16 protein-coding genes and 3 pseudogenes are annotated in these 17,534 nt (G+C 69.2%); 12 read left to right on the forward strand and 7 right to left on the reverse strand.

Going from position 1 to position 17,534, the window contains the following annotated elements:
* Nucleotides 1-365 precede the first annotated feature (365 nt).
* The 3 genes and pseudogenes from ABZ807_RS31490 to ABZ807_RS31500 all read right to left on the reverse strand — a co-directional run bounded on the left by ABZ807_RS31490 (nt 366) and on the right by ABZ807_RS31500 (nt 2,669).
* Nucleotides 366-1,400 carry an IS110 family transposase gene (locus ABZ807_RS31490; RefSeq protein ID WP_357166189.1) on the reverse strand — a complete coding sequence of 345 codons (1,035 nt, stop codon included), beginning with the start codon at nt 1,398-1,400 and terminating at the stop codon, nt 366-368.
* A gap of 452 nt (nt 1,401-1,852) precedes the next feature.
* Nucleotides 1,853-2,155: a hypothetical protein gene (locus ABZ807_RS31495; protein WP_357166192.1), complete on the reverse strand. Its 303-nt coding sequence runs from the start codon at nt 2,153-2,155 to the stop codon at nt 1,853-1,855.
* Between the two features lie 293 nt (nt 2,156-2,448).
* Nucleotides 2,449-2,669: pseudogene (locus ABZ807_RS31500) on the reverse strand (helix-turn-helix transcriptional regulator).
* 169 nt (nt 2,670-2,838) lie between these two features.
* Here ABZ807_RS31500 and ABZ807_RS31505 point away from each other — a divergent pair.
* The 12 genes from ABZ807_RS31505 to ABZ807_RS31560 all read left to right on the forward strand — a co-directional run bounded on the left by ABZ807_RS31505 (nt 2,839) and on the right by ABZ807_RS31560 (nt 13,001).
* Nucleotides 2,839-4,038 carry an FAD-dependent oxidoreductase gene (locus ABZ807_RS31505; protein ID WP_357166229.1) on the forward strand — a complete coding sequence of 400 codons (1,200 nt, stop codon included), beginning with the start codon at nt 2,839-2,841 and terminating at the stop codon, nt 4,036-4,038.
* A gap of 18 nt (nt 4,039-4,056) precedes the next feature.
* Nucleotides 4,057-5,016 carry a sigma-70 family RNA polymerase sigma factor gene (locus ABZ807_RS31510; RefSeq protein WP_357166195.1) on the forward strand — a complete coding sequence of 320 codons (960 nt, stop codon included), beginning with the start codon at nt 4,057-4,059 and terminating at the stop codon, nt 5,014-5,016.
* Between the two features lie 225 nt (nt 5,017-5,241).
* Nucleotides 5,242-5,433, forward strand: coding sequence for an FAD-dependent oxidoreductase (locus tag ABZ807_RS31515; RefSeq protein ID WP_357166198.1), 192 nt, complete (start codon nt 5,242-5,244; stop codon nt 5,431-5,433).
* A 346-nt stretch (nt 5,434-5,779) separates the two neighbouring features.
* Nucleotides 5,780-6,136: a DoxX family protein gene (locus ABZ807_RS31520; protein WP_357166201.1), complete on the forward strand. Its 357-nt coding sequence runs from the start codon at nt 5,780-5,782 to the stop codon at nt 6,134-6,136.
* A gap of 124 nt (nt 6,137-6,260) precedes the next feature.
* Nucleotides 6,261-7,448 (forward strand): FAD-dependent oxidoreductase, encoded by a 1,188-nt coding sequence (locus tag ABZ807_RS31525; protein ID WP_357166204.1) that lies wholly within the window; start codon nt 6,261-6,263, stop codon nt 7,446-7,448.
* A 27-nt stretch (nt 7,449-7,475) separates the two neighbouring features.
* The gene (locus tag ABZ807_RS31530) at nt 7,476-8,372 is read left to right on the forward strand and encodes an RNA polymerase sigma-70 factor (protein ID WP_357166206.1); all 897 of its coding nucleotides are present in this window, start codon (nt 7,476-7,478) and stop codon (nt 8,370-8,372) included.
* 24 nt (nt 8,373-8,396) lie between these two features.
* On the forward strand, nt 8,397-9,437 hold the full coding sequence (locus ABZ807_RS31535) for a hypothetical protein (RefSeq protein WP_357166209.1): 1,041 nt from the start codon (nt 8,397-8,399) through the stop codon (nt 9,435-9,437).
* A 228-nt stretch (nt 9,438-9,665) separates the two neighbouring features.
* Nucleotides 9,666-9,896 (forward strand): TetR-like C-terminal domain-containing protein, encoded by a 231-nt coding sequence (locus ABZ807_RS31540; RefSeq protein ID WP_357166232.1) that lies wholly within the window; start codon nt 9,666-9,668, stop codon nt 9,894-9,896.
* A gap of 810 nt (nt 9,897-10,706) precedes the next feature.
* Nucleotides 10,707-11,258 (forward strand): sigma-70 family RNA polymerase sigma factor, encoded by a 552-nt coding sequence (locus ABZ807_RS31545; RefSeq protein ID WP_357166211.1) that lies wholly within the window; start codon nt 10,707-10,709, stop codon nt 11,256-11,258.
* On the forward strand, nt 11,255-11,743 hold the full coding sequence (locus ABZ807_RS31550; protein ID WP_357166214.1) for a hypothetical protein: 489 nt from the start codon (nt 11,255-11,257) through the stop codon (nt 11,741-11,743). Before ABZ807_RS31545 ends, ABZ807_RS31550 begins: the two co-directional genes overlap by 4 nt.
* Before the next feature lie 63 nt (nt 11,744-11,806).
* A complete protein-coding gene (locus ABZ807_RS31555; RefSeq protein ID WP_357166217.1) occupies nt 11,807-12,253 on the forward strand; it encodes a DUF3995 domain-containing protein in 447 nt (148 codons plus the stop codon).
* A 160-nt stretch (nt 12,254-12,413) separates the two neighbouring features.
* Nucleotides 12,414-13,001, forward strand: coding sequence for a hypothetical protein (locus ABZ807_RS31560; protein WP_357166220.1), 588 nt, complete (start codon nt 12,414-12,416; stop codon nt 12,999-13,001).
* Between the two features lie 475 nt (nt 13,002-13,476).
* Here the strand turns inward: ABZ807_RS31560 and ABZ807_RS31565 are convergent, their stop codons facing one another.
* The 4 genes and pseudogenes from ABZ807_RS31565 to ABZ807_RS31580 all read right to left on the reverse strand — a co-directional run bounded on the left by ABZ807_RS31565 (nt 13,477) and on the right by ABZ807_RS31580 (nt 17,242).
* Nucleotides 13,477-15,324 (reverse strand): hypothetical protein, encoded by a 1,848-nt coding sequence (locus tag ABZ807_RS31565; RefSeq protein ID WP_357166223.1) that lies wholly within the window; start codon nt 15,322-15,324, stop codon nt 13,477-13,479.
* Nucleotides 15,325-15,374: 50 nt separating this feature from the next.
* Nucleotides 15,375-15,890, reverse strand: a pseudogene (locus ABZ807_RS31570) (transposase); the annotation flags it as partial.
* Nucleotides 15,878-16,171, reverse strand: a pseudogene (locus ABZ807_RS31575) (DDE-type integrase/transposase/recombinase); the annotation flags it as partial. The pseudogenes ABZ807_RS31570 and ABZ807_RS31575, both read right to left, overlap by 13 nt.
* Before the next feature lie 81 nt (nt 16,172-16,252).
* The gene (locus tag ABZ807_RS31580) at nt 16,253-17,242 is read right to left on the reverse strand and encodes a tyrosine-type recombinase/integrase (protein WP_357166226.1); all 990 of its coding nucleotides are present in this window, start codon (nt 17,240-17,242) and stop codon (nt 16,253-16,255) included.
* Between the last annotated feature and the right edge of the window lie 292 nt (nt 17,243-17,534).

Below are 17,534 nucleotides of genomic sequence, written 5' to 3' on the forward strand. Positions count from 1 at the left end.
CCGGCATCGTCCTCTACACCGGAACCTCCACGCTGCCGTTCGGCGACAGACTCCGCGCCCTGCCAGTCAGTGCCTTGTGGCAGGTTCCCGCCCCGACAGCAGACTGACCTCGCTCTCTTCCCAGATCGCTTCCGTCAGGTGAGACTCATCGATCACCAAGCCATCTGGCCTGCTGATCTTTGGCAAGCGGAGTCTCTACGCCAGTTTGCATGCTGCCGTAGCTTCGGATCTTGGCTGTTTGGCTGGTAGGGGGTCTTGTCGCGGATGCAGGCCCAGAGGACGTTGAGGCGTTGTCTGGACAGGGCGGCGGTGGCTTGGCGGTGGGTCTTTCCTTCGGCTCTCTTTCTGTCGTAGTAGGCGCGTGATCATGGACAGTGGGACAAGGCGGCGAAGCTGGACATGCTGAACACCCGGCGCAGGCCGCGGTGGTAGCGGTGGGGCCGGACCTGGTGGCCTTGGCGGCGGCCGGAGTCTCGGGAGATCGGTGCGAGCCCGGCGTGTGCGGCGAGTGCGGCGGCGCTGGGGTAGGTGGTGAGGGTGCCGGCGTGGGCGAGGAACTCGGCGGCGAGGGTGGTGCCGATGCCGGGCAGGCTGGTGACGATCTCTCCCAGCTCGTGGTCGGCGACGACGCTTGCGATGGTTTCCTCGATCGCGGTGATGCGGTCGTTGACCGCCTCCAGGTCGGTGGCCATCTCCTCCACGATCCCGGCCGCGGTCGCCTCCCCCGCGACGGCCACGGTCTGCGTCCGTGCGGCGGCGAGGACTTTGGCGGTCAGTGCCTTGGCGGCCCAGACGCCGCGCTGGCGCAGGTAGGCCAGGACGCGGGCTTCACCGACGCGGCGCAGCCCGGCGGGGGTCTGCCACTGCGCCAAGAGCCGGAGGGCGCCCTTGCTGCGCAGATTCAGCGTCTTCTCCAGGGCGGGGCTGATCATGGTCAGCAGTTCCTGGATGCGTGCGGTGATGCGTACCCGGTCGTCGACCAGGTCGAGGCGGCGGGAGACGAGCAGCTTCAACTGCTGCTGCACGCCGTCGGTGAGGCTGAGCGTCGGAAGGTCGGCGCGCATGCGCAGGGTCTGGGCGATGACGTAGGCGTCGTGGGCGTCGGTCTTGCGTTCGCCGTGGAACGCCTCCGCCATCCGGGAGGTGACCGTGCCGCTGACGTAGCGGACGTCCGCGTCCCGGTCGAGCAGGACCGCCAGCAGCAGCGAGGCGGGTCCTCCACGCAGGTCGACGGCCCACCGGACGGGCTTGCGGCGTTTGCCGAGCCGCCCGGCGATGCCGGAGATGGCGTGCTGGTCGTTGGGGATCTTCTCGGACAGGACCACGGTGCCGTCGTCGTCGACGACGCAGACGTGGTGGTGGGTCTTGCCGACGTCGACGCCGGCCCACAGGCTGCCCATCGGGCATCACCCTTTCCGCTCGTGCTGGTCAAGGGGCGTGGACCCGCCGCGGTTCAGTAGCCACAACTTCGGAAAGGGCGATCGGTCGCAAGTCTCCATCCAGTGCTGACACAGCGGTCATCAGCGAGGGCCGGGGCGTCCTACTCCAAGCTGGCCATGACATCGGCAGCACACACCCAGACAATCACCCGACCCTCCGGGTCCATACCTACAAACGACAGAGCTCAATTCCTGGTTGCTCTTCATACCGGGTGGGAGGTAGGTGGACTCCTGGACAAATGACCAGCGAACGAGCTGCTTACCGCAGCGACACCTCTCCGACGACTACGCCTGAGCCGCCGGTCCGGGCCATCCACACCTGAGCAGGATTCCGCCGCCCTGTCGCCGCACGTGCGACCGGGCGGTCAGCGTACGCCGACACCGACCGTCCGGAACGTCGTGCCGGCGGCCGCTCATCCGTCCCGGCCGCCTGGTGCTGGCGCGGATTCCACCATCGCGGCGAGGAGCGTGGCCACCGGCACGGTGGCGAACCCGACCCGGTTGTCGCCGGCCCCGTACGGCAGCCACAGCTCGCCGTCGTGGACGAGCCCACCGCAGGAGTAGACGACGTTGGGGACGTAACCATCCTGCTCGGCCTCGCCGGGCGCCAGGAGCGCACCGGGGAGCCGCGCGACCACCCGATCCGGCCGGCGCAGGTCGAGCAGGAGCGCGCCGATGGCGTACCGGCGCATCGGGCCGACGCCGTGGGTGAGCACCCGAGGGGCTTGCTTGAGCCGTGTGCATCGACGAGATGCTTGCACGGTTCTGAAGGGGCCCCGGCGCAGCAATGCGCCGGGGCTACCTGGCGGTGTCTTAATCGTGCATTACTCGGGTGGCGGGGGATGGTTCGGCCCCGCCACGATGAACGTGCGCAGCGGGCCCAGGCCTCGTCCAGGTCGTCGGGGTGAACGGGGCAAGGTCGGCTGGCGTGGTGATCGTCGAACGTGCCAGTGGTTCGGGGCGGTCGAGAAACGGTCGCCGCGTCGCAGGTCTCGGTGGCCCGTGGCCGTCACGCGCCCGCGGAGTCCGCGGTCTCCCAGGGCAGCAGGTCGCCAGCTGGCAGTCGAGGGCTTCGCAGAGTGCGGCGAGGGTGGTGAAGCGGACGGCCGTGGCGCGGCCATTCTTCAGCACGGCCAGGTTGGCGGGTGTGATGCTGACGCGTGCGGCGAGTTCGCCGACGGACATCGTCCGCTTGGCGAGCATGACGTCGATGTCGACGGTGATCGGCATCAGATCAGCTCGTTCAGCTCGGTCTGCATCTGCGCCGCCTCGGCGTCGCGAGCATCGTTTGGCGGCGCTCCTGCCGCTCTGTGACCCGTGCCATATGCAGTTCCTGTCAGTAATCGGGGCGCCGTTCCGCTCAACTCACCGAGAGCAAGCGAACCGACAGGAGCGACACATGAAGCACCGCATCGTCGTCCTCGGCGCCGGTTATGCCGGGGCCTTCGTGGCCGGGAACCTGGCCCGCCGGCTGTCCCCGGCGGATACCGAGATCACCGTGGTCAACGCTGTGCCGGACTTCGTCCAGCGGCTGCGGCTGCACCAGCTCGCGGCCGGCCAGGAGATCAAGGCTCCGAAGCTCGCCGACGTCTTCGCGGGCACGGGGATTCGGTTGCGCCTGGCCCGTGTCACCGCCGTCGACCCCGAGCGCCAGGTCGTCGCCGTGGCCGACGCCGACGGCGGCGGCGAGCTCGGCTACGACACGCTTTTGTACGCGCTCGGCAGCCACGGCGACGACCGCGGCGTCTCCGGCGTGGCCGAGCACGCCTTCGACATTGCCGCCCGGCCCTCGGCGCTTCGCCTGCGCGAGCGCCTGGACAGCCTGGGCAGGCGGGGCGGAGGCGGGCGTGTGCTGGTCGTCGGCGATGGGTTGACCGGCATCGAGAGCGCCACCGAGATCGCCGAATCCCGGCCCGGCCTGTCGGTGGCGCTGGTCGCCCGCGGCGAGCTGGGCGCCCGGCTCTCCGCCGGAGCCCGCAGCCACCTGCGTCAGGCCTGCGACCGGCTGGGCATCACCGTCTGGGAGCACACCAGCGTCGAAGCTGTCGAAGCGACGCGGGTGCTGTGCGCCGACGGCACCGTCCTGGCGTCCGACGCAACCGTGTGGACGGCCGGGTTCGCGGTCAACCCCATTGCCGCCGCCAGCGGGCTGGAGGTCACCGAGAGCGGTCAGATCGTCGTCGATCGCACCATGCGGTCGGTCTCGCACTCGAACGTCTACGCCGCCGGCGACAGCGTCTACGCCATCGGCGACAACGGCCGGCCGCTGCCGATGTCCTGCGCTTCGGCCGGCTACACCGGCCGGCAGGCCACGGACGCGATCGTGGGACGCCTGACCGGCCGCAAGATCGCGAACACCGAGCTGGTCTACACGCTCAATCACATCAGCCTCGGGCGGCGGGACGGGATCCTGCAGCCGGTCGACGCAGAAGCGCAAGCAAAGCCGAAGTATGTGGGCGGCCGGAAAGCCGCGCGGATCAAAACGGGCATCCTCAAGATCTCGCTGTGGGCCACCTCGCACCCGACCTTCGGCCTGCCCAAGCGCAAGCACCGCCTGGCCGCCGCGCCGGATGCGTCCGCCAAGAAGGCGATCGCGTAGCCGCCTAGGGTGGACCGCGTGGACAGCACCGCCACTGATCGCTTCGACACCAGTCGGTTCGAGGCCAGCCGGAACCGGCTGGCCTCGCTGGCGTACCGGCTGCTGGGCTCCGCCGCCGACGCCGAAGACGCCGTGCAGGATGCGTTCCTGCACTGGCAGGCCGCCGACCGGCAGCGGATCAAGGTGCCGGAAGCATGGCTGACCAAGGTCGTCACCAACCTGTGCCTCGACCGGCTCCGCTCGGCACCAGCCCGCCGCGAACGCACCGTCGGCGCCTGGCTGCCCGAACCGCTCCTCGACGGCGACCCGATGCTCGGCCCGGCCGACACTTTCGAGCAGCGCGAATCGGTCTCCCTGGCCGTGCTGACTCTCATGGAGCGCCTGTCACCCCTCGAGCGGGCCGTCTACGTCCTGCGCGAAGCGTTCTCCTACAGCCACGCCGAGATCGCCGAGATCCTCGACATCACCGAGTCCGCAAGCCAACAGCACCTCCACCGGGCCCGGCGCCGCATCACCGCCGCACGCCGCCGCGGCGGCGGCGGCGAAGTCGACCCGGCATCCGCCCGCAGGATCGTCGAGGAATTCCTCGCCGCTGCCTCCTCGGGCCGCACCGAACGCCTGGTGGCGCTGCTCACCGACGACGCGACCGCGATCTCCGACGGCGCCGGCCTGACCGAGGCGCTGCTGCGGTACGACACTCCGCAGCGCATCGCCGCCGTCGCACGGGCCGGCTTCAAACCCACACCCGCGAAACGGCGACTTGCCGGCGGCACGCCCGCCATCCACTACGCGCTCGTCAACGATGCCCCCGCCATCCTCTTCGTGCTCGGCGACCAGGTCATCGGCGCCGTGACGTTCGACATCACCAACGGCAAGATCGCAACGGTGCGCGGCATCGCCGCCCCCACCCGCCTCGCCCGCCTCAACGAAGCCTGGCGGCAGCACGAACCGGACACGCCGCTCATCACCCAGTGGTGACCCGACGCCGACCGCGGCCAGGCGCAGCACCCGCGCTGCGATGAACCGCTCCCGGGCTTCGGACGCCACCAGCCGCATACGGACAGCGTGCAGCGGCTCGCTGCCGTCACGCGCGCTGAGAGCCCTGCCAGTCACCGCCGACGGGGTGAGCTGGCTCACGTGCTGTCACAGCTGCCGGTCACGCGGTGTCTTGAGGCCGACCCCTGGAAAACGGAGGAGCCACCTATGGCTGAGAACACCGATGTCGTCGTGATCGGCGGCGGCTACGCCGGCGTCATGGCCGCCAACCGGCTCACACAGCGCGACGACGTGACCGTGACCCTGATCAACCCGCGCCCGGTCTTCGTCCCGCGCCTGCGCCTCCACCAGCTGGTGGGCGGATCCCACGACGCGGTCGTCGACTGGGGGCGTTGGTAAGAACCGCGTCACCCGGGGCCAACCTGTGTCGCGTTGCTGTTCACGGGTGCGGTGATCATGCATCTTCGCCGTGGCGAGCGGAAGACGATCGTCGGCGACCTGGTCTACCTCGCTATGGCCGTCCTCGTTGCCTGGGGCCGCTTCGGTCTCCAGTCCTTCACCAGCTGAAGCTGGCGCGTTCACCGAACATGCAGCCGGACCGTGCGGCGACCGATCGGGCCACAACCCGGCCGCCGGGCCGGGTCGCGGGCACCCGCTGGGTGGCGCGCCTGGGCGTGGCCCGGGCAGGCACAAGCAGCACACCAACCATCCCTCACACCAACAGCTAGATGCGAACGGAGAGTTCATGTTCATCGCCTATGTCACGGTGACCGTCCTGACCGCCGTCTTCACCGGCGGCTGCGCGTACACCTATCTGACCGGGCACGACTATCCGAAGGCCATGATGACGATGAAGCGGATCCCACACTCCTGGGGACCGGTACTGGGCGGCCTGCTGGCGGCCGGAACTCTGGGCCTGCTGGCCGGGTTCGCCGTGCCGCTGCTCGGTGTGCTCGCCGCCATCGGGCTCGAGCTCTACTTCATCCTCGCGCTCGTCGCTCACCTGCGGGTTGGCTCCCGCAAACTCACCGGCTGGGCCGTCTTCTTCATCACCGTGACCGCCGCCCTGGTGGTCAACATCGCGTACCACGGCTCTTGGTGACCGGTCTTCCCGCAGCTAGCCGGACGTCGGGTGTGAGCCAGGGCGAGTGACCCGGCTCACGCGCTGTCACAGCGACCGGCCGGGTGGTGTCTTGAGGCCAACACCTGGACACGGAGGAGACACCATGACGGAGAACATCGAGGTGGTCGTGGTCGGCGGCGGATACGCCGGCGTCATGGCCGCCAACCGCCTCACGCAGCGCGACGACGTGACCGTGACCCTGATCAACCCGCGCCCGAGCTTCGTTCACCGCATCCGCCTGCACCAGCTCGTGGGCGGAACCGGCGACGCGGTCGTCGGTTACCGGGAGATCCTGGCCGATCGAGTGCGGCTGGTGGTCGACACCGCGACCCGGATCGACGCGGCCGGGCGCAGCGTGACGTTGGCGGACGGCGGCACGGTCGGCTACGACTACCTCATCTACGCGGTGGGCAGTGGCAGCGCCGACCCGAGCGTGCCCGGGGCCGCCGAGTACGCCCACAATATGGCCAGCCTGGAAGAGGCGCAGCGGCTGCGGTCGGTACTTGAGACCACGCCCACGACGGCCGTGGTGACGGTGGTCGGAGCCGGTGCGACGGGCATCGAGGTCGCCGCCGAGCTGGCGGCCGAGGGCCGCACCGTGACCCTCGTGTGTGGCAGGGTGCTCCACCCGTATCTGCACCCCCGGATTCGCCGCAAGTTCGCCAAGCGGCTGGCCAAGCTCGGGGTGACCGTCATCGACGGTCCTGGTGCGAAGGTCACCGCAGTGAGCCGCGGCGCCGTGCTGCTGGCGGACGGCCGCGAGCTGCCGAGCGCGGTGATCATCTGGACGGCTGGGTTCAGCGTCCCGGATCTGGCTGCCCGCAGCGGGCTGCGCACCGACGCCGCCGGACGTCTCCTCACCGACGAGACGCTGACCAGCGTCGACGACGACCGTATCGTCGCGGCCGGGGACTCGGCCGCACCGTCGGGCATGCCGCTGCGGATGAGCTGCCAGTCCGCCAATCCACTCGGCGCGCACGCCGCCGACACGGTTCTCACCCGGATCGTGGGCGGACAACCCGCGACCATCGCCATCGGGTTCTTCGGGCAATGCGTCAGCTTGGGGCACGGTGCCGCCACCGTCCAGGTCGCCTCGAAGAGCGACATTGCCAAAGGTTTCGCTGTCGGCGGCTTGCTCGGCGCGAAGATCAAGAGCAGCAGCTTCACGGGCCTGATCGAGCACCTGGCGCACGAGGCGCATGAACCCGGCTCCTTCACCTGGAAGTTCCGGGACGACACCCGTCAGCAGCGACTGCAGGCCAAGCATCGCAAGGCGCTCGCCGCCCGCTGACCGGACGAGCGAAAGGAGGGCCTTGCAGTGGCTATACCGCCCGCCGACCCGGCGACCGAGACGTTCGTCGCCCACCGCAATCTGCTGTTCACCGTCGCCTACGAGATGCTCGGTTCGGCTGCCGATGCCGAAGACGTCCTGCAGGAAACGTGGCTGCGCTGGGTCAAGGTCGACCTGGCACAGGTGAGCGACCAGCGCGCCTACCTGGTCCGGATTACGACCCGGCAGGCGCTCAACCGGCTGCGTACCATGAAGCGCCGCAAGGAAGCGTATGTCGGCCCTTGGCTGCCGGAGCCGCTGCTCACCGCGCCGGACGTGGCCGAGGACGTCGAGCTCGCGGAGAGCATGTCGATGGCGCTCATGCTCGTCCTCGAAACGCTGTCGCCGACCGAGCGCGCCGTCTTCGTTCTCCGCGAGGTCTTCGAAGTCAGCTACGCCGAGATCGCCGCCGCGGTCGGCAAGAGTCTCGCGGCCGTGCGCCAGATCGCCCACCGCGCCCGCCAGCACGTCGACGCCCGCCGCCCCCGCCAGGTGGTGTCCGCGAGTGAAACCCAGGCGGCGCTGGAATCGCTCCAGTACGCGCTCGAAACGGGCGATCCGCAGCGCCTGCTCGACGTGCTCGCTCCCGACGTCGTGCTGGTGGGCGACGGTGGCGGCGTCAAGCAGGCCGCGCTGCGGCCGGTCATCGGCGCCGAGAAGGTCGTCCGCATGTTCGTCGGCGGCCTCCCCAAGGTCGAGGCCACGATCACCGGTGAACCCACCGTGGTCAACGGCAACCCGGCACTCGTCCTGCGCCTTGACGGCGAGATCGACGGCGTCCTGGCGGTCCGTGTCGAGCAAGGCCGCATCAGCGGCATCTACTACGTCCGCAACCCGGAAAAGCTGACCCGCGTCGAGTCCGAAACCCCGCTCACCCGGCGATGAACCCTGCCCTCAGAAGGAGATCACATGTCCACTCAGGCCGCGCCCACACCCGATGCGCTGCCCTCACCCTGGCCGATCGTGGCCAGGGCAGTCGCCCTGCTCACGGCGATCATCAGCGTGCTGCTCATCGCCTTCGCCTGGCCGTCGGTGCGCTCATCGGTGCACCATGTGCCGATCGCCGTCGCCGGGCCGACCGCAGCAGTCAAGCAGGTCACCGCCGCCCTCGGCCAACGCCTGCCGGACGCCTTCGAGATCACCGAGGTCGCCGACACCGCCGCCGCCGAACAGTTGATCCGCGACCGGGAGGTGTACGGGGCGATCGACGTCAGCTCCGGCACCGCGCAGGTCATCACCGCCTCCGCCGCAAGCGCGGCAGTCGCCCAGACCCTGCACAGCGTCGCGACCGCGCTCAGCCAGGCCCAGGCACAGGGCACCAGCACGGCGGTCGCCGTCCGCGACCTCGTCCCCCTGCCGGCCGACGACCCGCGCGGCGCCGGCCTGGCCGCCGGAGGCCTGCCCCTGGTCATGGGCGGCCTGCTCGCCGCGCTGCTGCTGACCAGACTCGTCCGCGGCACCACCCGCCGGGTCACCGCAGCGCTCGCCTTCGCAATCACCGGCGGCCTGGCCGTGGCAGCGATCCTGCAGTTCTGGCTCGGCTCGCTCAACGGCTCTTACCTGGCCAACACCAGCGCCATCGCCCTGACCATCGCAGCCACCTCCCTGACCATCCTCGGACTGGAGTCACTGCTCGGCTACGCCGGCTTCGGCCTCGGCGCCGCCACCATGATGCTCGTCGGCAACCCTCTGTCAGGTACCTCGACCGCACCCGAGATGCTGCCCGGCTGGTCCGGCACGTTCGGCCAGCTGCTGCCACCCGGGGCGGGCGGCCAGTTGCTGCGCTCCACCGCCTTCTTCGACGGCCACGGCGCCACCCACTCCGTCAGCGTCCTGGTGACCTGGCTCGCGCTCGGTGTAGTGCTGTGTCTGGCCAGCGGCCTGCGCACCCGCCGTACCGCCACCGTCGCGGACACGGCCGAACGGCCGGCCGCGCACGCGACGGTCTGACCACCACACAGCAGCACTCGCCAGCGTTCGCGACGGCCGGCCTGGCGGACCGGCCGTCGCTGGGCACGTCCGCCTGCCCGATCCCGTCGCCGGAGGCGAAAGTCATGCCCGCAGATCACAGCCAGGCCACCGGCGATGCCTCTGCCACCGCTGCAGGGCCCCGCCCGAAACGCGGCCGCCGCCGTTGGATACGCCTGCTCGCCGTAGCCTCGCTGTTGACCCTGATGCATTCAGGCAGGCCGGTTCCGTCCCGCCGACCCCTGGTCCATCACCCAGCACACGTGGTGTCAGCTTCACGGCCTAGTCGGCCTCGAACTCGCCGGCTACCTCACCTCAACCCACCCGTCTGACGACGAGTTCCGCCAGCACCTACGAGACCTTGCGGTTGGAGCCGGCGACACACTCGAGCAAGCCCAGGTATCGATAGCGCTAGCCCTAGACAGAGCGAACAACACCTGACGACAGCCCGCCGCGCAGACACCGACGGGTAGAAGCAATCGATGCATCAACCTCGGCGCAAGATCAAACTCGTTTCGCGGACGGCCGAATCTGCCGCTGCCAAGGCGCGCCGGTCGCTGGTCGGATCGTCACCGTCCGTGCCGGCGGTCTGCGTGGCTACGGCATCCGGAACTGCCGACGTGAGTGCACTCGACGGCCGCCTGGCGTCTAGCCGGTTGATCGCTCCGGCTCACCGATGAGCAAAGATGCGGCCTATGAGCCATGAGCATCATGTCTTCCGCAACCCACCGCCGGCAACACCGGGCAAGGTGCGTGCGGCGCTCGATCGCGGCGAGCGTTTCAGCGCCCTGGACGCCATGGTCGGCGCCGTTCTGTATGGCGGTGGAGACCGGAAGGAGCTGCAGGAACTCTATCTTGGTTTACTCGATGACGAGGATCGCCAGGTGAGGCTACTTGCCGCGACTGGGGCATCTGGCGAGGGTCTATGGCCGACTGGACGAAGACCGGGTGGTTCCCGAACTACGCCGCGTTGGGTCGACCAGTGCGTTGGACGACATTGAGATCTACCTCCATCCGCGCCGTGCACATTGGCGCGGGCGCGTGTGGAGAGCCGTCTGTCCTTGGACGTGGATCTAAATGCACCTTCTTCGGACGTCGGAACGATGCGCCGACAAGCTATGCGCGTCCGCCGCGAGGAACAACCCAATATCCCGGCAGGTCGCGGCGACGTCGACCGGCCGGCTTCCCGCCGGCACCAGCTTGACCCGGGCGTACGGTGTAACCGTTCCGACGGCGATACCGAGGGAGATGATGGGCGAGGACGGTCCGGCGGATTCGGCCGAGGCCGGTCCCGCGCGGGTGCCCGACGAGACGATCCGCCGCGCGCAACGCGGCGACCTGATCGCGCTGCACGACCTTCTCGACGCGATCACGCCGTACGTGCGCCGGCTGTGCGGGCCGATCGCCCTGCAGGACACGCCGGACGCCGCCCAGGAGACCCTGATCGTTGTGCTCCGCAGTCTGGGCACGCTGCGGGAACCGGCCGCCCTGTTCGGCTGGGTACGGGTGATCGCGGTGCGGGAGGCGGTCCGGATCGCCCGGCGGTCGTCGCGATCGGCACCCGCGGAGTTGATCGACCTGCCCGCGCCGGGCGATCCAGCGCTGGCCACCGACATCCACGACGTGCTGAACCGGCTGTCGCCCGAGCACCGAGCCGTGCTGACGCTCCGCGATCTGGAGGGACTCGACGAGCAGACGGCCGGCGCGATGCTCGGCGTGCCGACCGGCACCGTGCGGTCCCGGCTGTTCCGGGCCCGGGAGAGTTTCCGACGCGCCTGGCGCTCAGAAGGGGGTGCGCGGTGACCTGGCCCATCGGCGAGTTCGACGACCTGCGCCGGCTGCGGGTGCTGCACGAGGCGATGCCGGGCACCGTCCTGGCCGAGACGGTGCTGCCGGCCGGCTTCGACGAGGTGTGGTCCGTGCTCGGCGACCCGGAGCAGGGATTCCCGGGGCTGGTGCCCGATGTCCGGTCGATCCAGATCACCGCGCGGGACGGCGAGCGGATGCGGGCGGTGGTCCGCGGCCGGTCCGGGCTCCGTGGCTCGTTCGACCTGATCCTGCGGCCCGGCTGGTGCCTGATGCAGAGCCGCTTCGTCGTCTTCGGCATGGCCGCCGCGCCAGCCGGCGACGAGCGGGACGGCACCCGGTTCGGCTACCTGTCCGGCGTACGAGCGCCGGGCATGCGGCTCGTCAGCCCACTGCTGGCACCGGTGCGTCAACGCTTTGCCGCGACTGTCCAGCGGCGCTTCGAGGCCCGATTCACCCCCGGCAGGCACCCCGGCACGTGACACGGCGCCCGATGTGGCCCGGCTCACTGGAGTGTTCTCGGCACCCGCTTCCTCTTCTGAGGCATGGAGACCTACCAAATTGCGGCCATCGTGGTGGCCGGTGTCCTGGGCCTCGACGCCCTGATCCACGCGTACTGGATGACCGGCCGCACCTGGCCGGCCCGCGACGTCCGGACGCTGTCGCAAGTGGTGCTCAACGCCGACGTCCCGTTCACCGTCCCGGTGCTGGCACCGCTCGTACTCATCCTGCTCGGCGGGGCCGGCGCGGTGCTCGCCCAGGCTGGCCTGGTGGACGCGTGGCTGCCCAGCTGGCTGCCGGGTTGGGTGCCCACGCTCGGGGCGCTCGCCGTCGCCGCCGGCACCCTCCTGAGAGGCGGCGCCGGCATCGTCTGGGCGTTCGGGATCGGCGCGCGGCGGGACAGCACGTTCTACCGGCTCAACCTCATCGCGTACACCCCGATGTGTTTGCTCCTGTGCGGCGCGTCCGCCCTGGTGCTCGTCGGCGGGTGACCCGGTCGCGCCGATCTCCGGACGGCGCCGGCGGCTGGCGGGCGCCCGTCTCGATGCGCCTGCCATGCGACTTCGCAATAACGATGAATAGCGATGGGATCTTGGTTGTACTAGTCTTCGCGCCATGGCCTTGCGTCCAGACCAGTTCTATGACCACGCGGTGGCCGTCGCTGACAGCGAGCGGCGGCTTCCGCTAGCGCGCATGACGGGATGGGACATCAGCCCGTTCGAACAGGATGGATTGCGCGTCGCGCCGCTGCGCCCGCCGGTGCTGCCCGAGCCCGCCCGGCACGGCGAGGATCCGGCCGAGTGCCGGAACTGTCAGCAGCGCGACGAGGGAATCTGGTTCAACGATCACTGGCGGCTGGCCCGTGTCCCCGGAGTGGGCGTGCCGCTGGTGCTGATGCTGTACCCGCGCGATCACTATGACATGGCGGATCTCCCCGACGAGCTCGCCGCGGAGCTGGGACTGCTGACCACGCGAATCGTCCGCCACGTGCAGGCCCTGCCGCACATCTCGCGAGCACACGTCTACCGCATCGGCGACGGCGGCGCTCACCTGCACATCTGGTTCTTCGCCCGACCGGAGGGCCAGGCGCAGCTCTACGGATCCTGGCTGGTCGTCTGGGACGATCTCCTGCCGGAGTATCCCGCCGACGTCGCCGAGGCGGACGCCGCGATCGTGGCTGATGCCCTGGTCGCCTCGCATGGAGGCCACCGATCGGCCGCCACCCCACCGCGTGCCTGACCGGCTGATCCGCAGCAGCAACCGCTCCCGTCACCGCCGCGCCGCCATCCTCATCTGCGGCAGACTGCGCGTCGTGGAGCGCAGCCGGCTGACGGGTGGCGACGCGCGGACGTGCCGATGAGCGTGCGTCTGGCCGAGCCTTGGCACTGACGTGGTTTCCGCCGATCAGAGCAACGAGGCATCGTAGGCGGCAGTCAGCGCACCGCCTGCATCGCCGGTGTTCACCACGACAGCCGGCTCGATGAGAAGCGCATGCACCTCTCCGTCGGCGACAGGGCAATGCTGGACGCCTCGGGGCACGACGAACAGCTGACCCGGACGCAAGACCACATTGCCGTCCCGCAGCTGAATGGAGCAATTGTCAAGAGTTGTGAATGAAGGATCTTGACTTGGCCGCGGTGGCGCGGTGGGTTGGTGAAGTGTTCGGATTTGGTGGAGCTGGTTGCGTTGCTGGCGTTCTGGATCGATCGGCCTCTCAGGCCGGCGGTGCGTGAAGGATGTGCACCCCGCCCTGGTTGTCGCCGGCGAGGATCACGCGTCCATCCGGACTGATCGCCAGTGTCCAGGGTTCAATCTCGGCCGGCATGGCGACGCGGGCGACCGGCTGTCCACCGTGCGGCTCGACGAGCCGGACCTCGTTGCCGACCACGGCCACGATCAATCCGTCGGCATCGATCATGGCGTTCCAGCATTCGGTCAGTTCGGCGTACGGTTCGACCGTGCCCGCGCGCCAGTCGAGCAGCGCCAGTCGCAGCACCGCCGGTATGACGGAGTAGTCCTTGTAGCGAAGACACACTGACCCGTCGGGCAACGTCTGCGGCAGGGCGTCGTGTCCGTTGACGACCTCGAACTGGCTGCGACGCTCGCCGGTAGCCTGGTCGAGGACCACCACCTGCGCCGGCGTGCATTCCGTCGCATCATCCCCGTTCGTGCAGACGAGGACCGCGTCGGAGTGTCGTGGCAGCACCACCCAGGCCGGCGCCCACCACTCGGTCTCCTCACCGACGGGATCCGCGATCCAGGTCCACCGCACCTCCCCGCCGGGTAGGTTCCGGCAGCACACGGTCTTCGTGCGCGCCGACTCGTCCTCGTCGAGCACATCTTCCACGATTATCGTGCAGGTGCCGTTCTCGCTGTCGAGCCGGTGTTCGACGCCGTATTCGGCGACCATCGACGCGCCACCGTCGGGAAGGAACCAGGCACCTTGCCCGAGCGTGGCGTCCAGCTCGGCGTCGGTCAGGCACTGCCCACTGCGAAGATCCCACAGCCGAGTTCCGCCGTCCTGGTCGATGGATCTGCCGTACCGGCCGGTGCGATCGATGACCGTTCGCCATACGGCGGTGGTGTGGGCGCCGTGTCGTGCGTGTTGCTGATCCACGGTGACCGGCCACACCAGGAGATTTCCGCTGGTCTGGGCGGACACCAGCCGTCCGTCGGGCGTGAAGGCCAGCGCGGTCACCGGCGTGTGGGTCGGGCCGAGCGCGGCGACGAGTTCGCCGTCGCGGTTCAGTAGCTGGATTGACTCGTCCACAGCGGCTGCGATCAGCCCATCTGCCGGACGCACCGCCGTCACCCGAGCTCTGCTGGTTGTCCCGGATGGACGAAGCCCATCCTGCTCGTTCAGCAAGCCGGCAGCCAACTGGCCGTCCGCAATGACGAGCCGGTTGACCGTGGGATCCACCAACGCGGTGGCCCGGTAGACCTCGTCGAGTGGCAGTTCCCAATCCCAATCGACCAGCCGTGTCCAGTCGATGGGGGGCATCCCGGGGTCAAGGCGACGCAGCCTCCGCACCGCCGTGCCTCGTCGCAGATCCCACAGCACGACCCGGCGATTCCTCTCCACCGTGACGGCGTGCCTACCATCGACGGTTACCGCGACCGCCATCACCTCACCGACGGCAAGCGCGCACCGGCGCCGGCCGGTGCTGATATCCCACACCCATGCGCCGTCCCAGCCGCCCGCGACCACGAATTCGTCCGTCGCGGCGACATCCGTGAGCGCCCTACCCTTGTATGCCAATCTCCGGGTCACCGTCCAGCCGGCCGAGTCCCAGACCAGGAGATCAAACTTGCCGGCGGTCACCAGGCGGCTGTCGGCAGTCAGCGACAGGCGTGCGACCGGTCCTCTTGCCTTCACCCTGACCGCGTCGCCGGTGGACAAAGACCTGACGAACAGGCCGTAGTCGGTGGCGGCCACGCAGGTATCACCATCGGGCAGCACCAGCAGCGCCGTCGCCGATGTGGGCAGCTTAGCGGTGACCAGCGGCGTCACCGGTTCGATCAGCGATGGGCCAGACAACCGCACCAGTCGGGGACCAGGCATGGATCGCAACGGTACCTTTCTCGTCCCTGGACGGGGACAAAGTAGGCTGCTCAGGCCGCCGCCGTCGCGGCGGTGTCGGTTGTGGCTCGTTCGACAAGTTGCCCGCGTTCAAAGCGGGCACCGGCGCGCACAAGGGCGACGAGCTGGGGTGCGTTGACTGCGCGCCACCGGTGTTGGGCGGCTTCGATGAGCTTGAACGCCATCGCCAGGCCGGCGGCCTTCGACCCAGGCCCCTTGGTGACCTTGGTGCGATGTCGGACCGTGGCGAACGTCGACTCGATCGGATTCGTGGTGCGCAGATGCACCCAGTGCTCGGCCGGGAAGTCGTAGAACGCGAGGAGTTCGTCGAGGTCGTCTGTGATCTTCGCGGCGGCCTTGCCGAACTTCGCGCCGTAGGCCAGCTTGAACGCGGCAACGGCGCGGCGGGCGTGGTCACGGTCCTCGGCGTTCCAGATCTCCGCGAGGGCCTTCTTGGCTCCAGGATGGGCGGACTTCGGGAGTGCTGACAGCACGTTGCCGATCTTGTGGAACCAGCAGCGCTGCTCCCGGGTGTCGCGTTGTCGTACGAGTCGCCCTTGGACCCGACCGACGCGACCGCGCCGGCCTCAGCGAGCCGTTGGGTGTAGCGGATTGCTCGATACTGGACTCCCCTGTCCGAGTGATGGACAAGTTTGCGCAGGTCAGCGCCCTGGTTCTCGCGGCGCCAGATCGCCATCTTCAGCGCGTCGAGCGCCAGATCCGTGTAGAGCGACGTAGACACCTGCCAGCCGACGATCATGCGGGAGTACACGTCGAGGACGAACGCGGCGTACACCCAGCCCACGGCGGTGCGTACGTAGGTCAGGTCCTATGCCGACCTCCGGACTATGCCGACGGTTCTGTGATGGTGCATGCGTGTCAGGCTTTCGGGGCTAAGTGGTCGGCATAGTCACAGGGATGTGAGCCAGGCCAGGATGTCGGGTTCGGGCTGGTAGGTCCCGGGTTTCACCTCGGGCGGGCGGGTCCGGTCGATGGCGGCTTGCTTGATGGCCATGTCGGCGTGGAGGTAGGCGTCGGTGCTGTGGGTGTCGGCATGCCCGAGCCACAGTGCGATGACGGAGACGTCGACTCCGGCGGCGAGGAGGTTCATCGCCGCCGTGTGCCGCAGGGTGTGCATGGTGACGTGCTTGGCGGCGATGCTGGGACAGGCGATCGCCGCGAGGATGAGGTGCTTCGCCAGGCGGTGCTCGAGCGCGTCGCGGGACAGCGGTTGCCCGTGGGGACCGCAGAACAACGCGGCGCCAGGACGAGTACTGCGTTCAGCGAGGTAGTTCGTCATCGTGGTCACGGTGGCCTTCGTCAGCGGGGTGATGCGTTGGCGTCGCCCTTTGCCGGTGCAGGCGACGTGGGGGCCGGCGCCGAGGTGGATGTCGTCGCAGGTCAGTGAGCAGACCTCGCTGATGCGAAGGCCGGTCTGGACGGTCATGGTCAGCAGTGCGTGGTCGCGTCGCCCGGTCCAGGTCTGCTGGTCGGGTGCGACGAGCAAGGCGTTGACCTCGGCGGGGGTGAGGAACTCGATGAGGGGCCTGGTCGTGCGTCTTGGTGGGATCGCGAGGACCTGGGTGATGGTCGCGGCATGCTCGGGGTGGTCGGGCAGGGCACGGCCGAGCACGGAGCGGATCGCGGTCAGGCGAGTGTTGCGGGTTTTGGCGTTGTTGCCGCGCTCGTGTTCGAGGTGGTCGAGGAAGCCGGTGACGTTCCTCGCGGTGACGGCGTCGAAGTCGAGCGCGTCGGCGGGAACGCCGAGCGTGGCGGTCAGGTACTTCAGCAACATCCGCCAGGTGTCGCGGTAGGAGCTGATCGTGTTGGCGGACAGGTCACGCTGGGTGTGTGCGAAGGTCGTGAAGTAGGTCTGCAGGCTGGTGGCCAGGGCGTTCATGACGGTTCTCTTTCGGCGTCGGTTCGAGCATGCCGGCGGCCAGGGTCATCAGTTCCCCGGTCGCGGTCAGGTACCAGTAGGTGTGGGCAGCGTCGGTGTGCCCTAGCCAGGTAGCGAGCAGGGACAGGACCCGGTCGGGGTCACCACCGTGGGTGTAGGCCGCGGTCATGTGCGCAGTGGCGAAGGTGTGCCTCAGGTCGTGGGTGCGCCGTGAGGCGCTGTGGTTCGAGTGGAGGTGAGAGACCTTCGCCGCTGACCCTGTCGCAGCAGGGCGGTGGAGCTGGGGGCAGCC

Source organism: Micromonospora sp. NPDC047548 (assembly GCF_040642975.1).
Taxonomy (GTDB): domain Bacteria; phylum Actinomycetota; class Actinomycetes; order Mycobacteriales; family Micromonosporaceae; genus Micromonospora.

Bases quoted from the DNA above. Each gene is read 5' to 3' on its own strand.
- ABZ807_RS31545 (WP_357166211.1), top strand. From the start codon at position 10,707: ATGGGCGAGGACGGTCCGGCGGATTCGGCCGAGGCCGGTCCCGCGCGG.
- ABZ807_RS31535 (WP_357166209.1), top strand. From the start codon at position 8,397: ATGTCCACTCAGGCCGCGCCCACACCCGATGCGCTGCCCTCACCCTGG.
- ABZ807_RS31525 (WP_357166204.1), top strand. From the start codon at position 6,261: ATGACGGAGAACATCGAGGTGGTCGTGGTCGGCGGCGGATACGCCGGC.
- ABZ807_RS31520 (WP_357166201.1), top strand. From the start codon at position 5,780: ATGTTCATCGCCTATGTCACGGTGACCGTCCTGACCGCCGTCTTCACC.
- ABZ807_RS31555 (WP_357166217.1), top strand. From the start codon at position 11,807: ATGGAGACCTACCAAATTGCGGCCATCGTGGTGGCCGGTGTCCTGGGC.
- ABZ807_RS31565 (WP_357166223.1), bottom strand. From the start codon at position 15,324: ATGCCTGGTCCCCGACTGGTGCGGTTGTCTGGCCCATCGCTGATCGAA.
- ABZ807_RS31490 (WP_357166189.1), bottom strand. From the start codon at position 1,400: ATGGGCAGCCTGTGGGCCGGCGTCGACGTCGGCAAGACCCACCACCAC.
- ABZ807_RS31505 (WP_357166229.1), top strand. From the start codon at position 2,839: ATGAAGCACCGCATCGTCGTCCTCGGCGCCGGTTATGCCGGGGCCTTC.
- ABZ807_RS31580 (WP_357166226.1), bottom strand. From the start codon at position 17,242: ATGAACGCCCTGGCCACCAGCCTGCAGACCTACTTCACGACCTTCGCA.
- ABZ807_RS31515 (WP_357166198.1), top strand. From the start codon at position 5,242: ATGGCTGAGAACACCGATGTCGTCGTGATCGGCGGCGGCTACGCCGGC.